Source organism: Acinetobacter sp. neg1 (genome assembly GCF_000788125.1).
Classification (GTDB): Bacteria; Pseudomonadota; Gammaproteobacteria; order Pseudomonadales; family Moraxellaceae; genus Acinetobacter; species Acinetobacter vivianii.
On sequence record NZ_JSZD01000027.1, the window covers coordinates 1 to 2,989 of the forward strand.

Here is a 2,989-nt window from a genome sequence, read left to right on the forward strand (position 1 = left end):
AACAGCAGAAGACAAGACCAGCGGTGAGAACGTGATCACACGTACCACAGAAGATGGTATCAAGATTGAATTGTTGAAAGATGCGAAGTTCGACAGCATCACGACTGGCGACAGCGTATTAAACAACAATGGTTTAACCATTAAAGATGGTCCAAGCATCACTAAAGATGGCATCAATGCGGGTAATAAAACAATTACCAATGTTGCTGATGGCGTAAATGGTAAAGATGCAGTCAATGTTGACCAGTTAACCAATGTTAAAGATGGTTTAGACGGCAAGATCACAGATACCAACAACAAATTAGATGATGCGAAGAAAGACTTGGGTAACCAGATCACGGATACTAACAACAAGTTAAATGATACTAAAGATCAGTTAACCAATCAGATTACTGATACCAAGACTGAGTTAAACAACACGATCAACAACACCAAGACCGAGTTAGAAAACAAAGGCTTGAACTTTGCTGGTAATGCCGGTGCAGATGTTCATCGTAAGTTGGGTGACAAGTTAAACATCGTAGGTGGAGCTGATGCTGCAACAGCAGAAGACAAGACCAGCGGTGAGAATGTAATCACACGTACGACTGAAGATGGTATCAAGATTGAATTGTTGAAAGATGCGAAGTTCGACAGCATTACGACTGGTGACAGCGTATTAAACAACAATGGCTTAACCATTAAAGATGGTCCAAGCATTACTAAAGATGGCATCAATGCGGGTAATAAAACGATTACCAACGTTGCTGATGGCGTAAATGGTAAAGATGCAGTCAATGTTGACCAGTTAACCAATGTTAAAGATGGTTTAGACGGCAAGATCACCGATACCAACAACAAGTTAGATGATGCGAAGAAAGACTTGGGTAACCAGATCACCAATACTAAAGATCAGTTAACCAATCAGATCACAGATACCAAGACTGAGTTAAACAACACGATCACGAACACCAAGACCGAGTTGGAAAACAAAGGCTTGAACTTTGCTGGTAATGCCGGTGCAGATGTTCATCGTAAGTTAGGTGACAAGTTAAACATCATCGGTGGTGCGGATGCTGCAACAGCAGAAGACAAGACCAGCGGTGAGAACGTGATCACACGTACCACAGAAGATGGTATCAAGATTGAATTGTTGAAAGATGCGAAGTTCGACAGCATCACGACTGGCGACAGCGTATTAAACAACAATGGCTTAACCATTAAAGATGGTCCAAGCATCACTAAAGATGGCATCAATGCGGGTAATAAAACGATTACCAATGTTGCTGATGGCGTAAATGGTAAAGATGCAGTTAATGTTGACCAGTTAACGAATGTTAAAGATGGTTTAGATGGCAAGATCACCGATACTAACCACAAGTTAGATGACGCGAAGAAAGATTTGGGTAATCAGATTACTGATACCAACAACAAGTTAGATGACGCGAAGAAAGACTTGGGTAACCAGATCACCAATACTAAAGATCAGTTAACCAATCAGATCACAGATACCAAGACTGAGTTAAACAACACGATCACGAACACCAAGACCGAGTTGGAAAACAAAGGCTTGAACTTTGCTGGTAATGCAGGTGCAGATGTTCATCGTAAGTTAGGTGACAAGTTAAACATCGTAGGTGGAGCTGATGCAGAAACTGCAGAAGACAAGACCAGCGGTGAGAACGTAATCACACGTACCACAGAAGATGGTATCAAGATTGAATTGTTGAAAGATGCGAAGTTCGACAGCATCACGACTGGCGACAGCGTATTAAACAACAATGGTTTAACCATTAAAGATGGTCCAAGCATTACTAAAGATGGCATCAACGCGGGTAATAAAGTCATTACTAACGTTGCTGATGGTTCAATTGCCAATGGATCTAAAGATGCAGTGAATGGCGGTCAGGTGAAGAATATCTCTGACAGCATCAAGAACAGCATCGGTGGTAATACGACGGTTAATCCAGACGGTAGCATTACAACCAACAACATTGGTGGTACAGGCAAAAACAACATTAATGATGCGATCAAGTCAGTCGATGACAAAGTGACTAATGGTGTGAATGACCTGACCAATAAAGGTCTCAACTTTGCTGGTAATGCGGGTAAAGATGTACACCGTAAGTTGGGTGACAAGTTAAACATCGTAGGTGGAGCTGATGCTGCAACAGCAGAAGACAAGACCAGCGGTGAGAATGTAATCACACGTACGACTGAAGATGGTATCAAGATTGAATTGTTGAAAGATGCGAAGTTCGACAGCATTACGACTGGTGACAGCGTATTAAACAACAATGGCTTAACCATTAAAGATGGTCCAAGCATTACTAAAGATGGCATCAACGCGGGTAATAAAACAATTACTAACGTTGCTGATGGCGTAAATGGTAAAGATGCGGTCAATGTTGACCAGTTAACGAATGTTAAAGATGGTTTAGACGGCAAGATCACAGATACCAACAACAAGTTAGACGATGCGAAGAAAGATTTGGGTAACCAGATCACCAATACTAAAGATCAGTTAACCAATCAGATTACTGATACCAAGACTGAGTTAAACAACACGATCAACAACACCAAGACAGAGTTGGAAAACAAAGGCTTGAACTTTGCTGGTAACGCCGGTGCAGACGTACATCGTAAGTTGGGTGACAAGTTAAACATCGTAGGTGGTGCTGATGCTGCAACAGCAGAAGAAAAGACTAGCGGTGAGAACGTAATCACACGTACCACAGAAGATGGCATCAAGATTGAATTGTTGAAAGATGCGAAGTTCGACAGCATCACGACTGGCGACAGCGTATTAAACAACAATGGCTTAACCATCAAAGATGGCCCAAGCATCACTAAAGATGGCATCAACGCGGGTAATAAAGTCATTACTAACATTGCTGATGGTTCAATTGCCAATGGATCTAAAGATGCAGTGAATGGCGGTCAGGTGAAGAATATCTCTGACAGCATCAAGAACAGCATCGGTGGTAATACGACGGTTAATCCAGACGGT

General features: G+C 41.9%; 1 pseudogene. It reads left to right on the plus strand.

Features of this window, described 5'->3' with window-relative positions:
- Window positions 1-2,989, plus strand: a pseudogene (locus tag PJ15_RS18180) (adhesin); the annotation flags it as partial.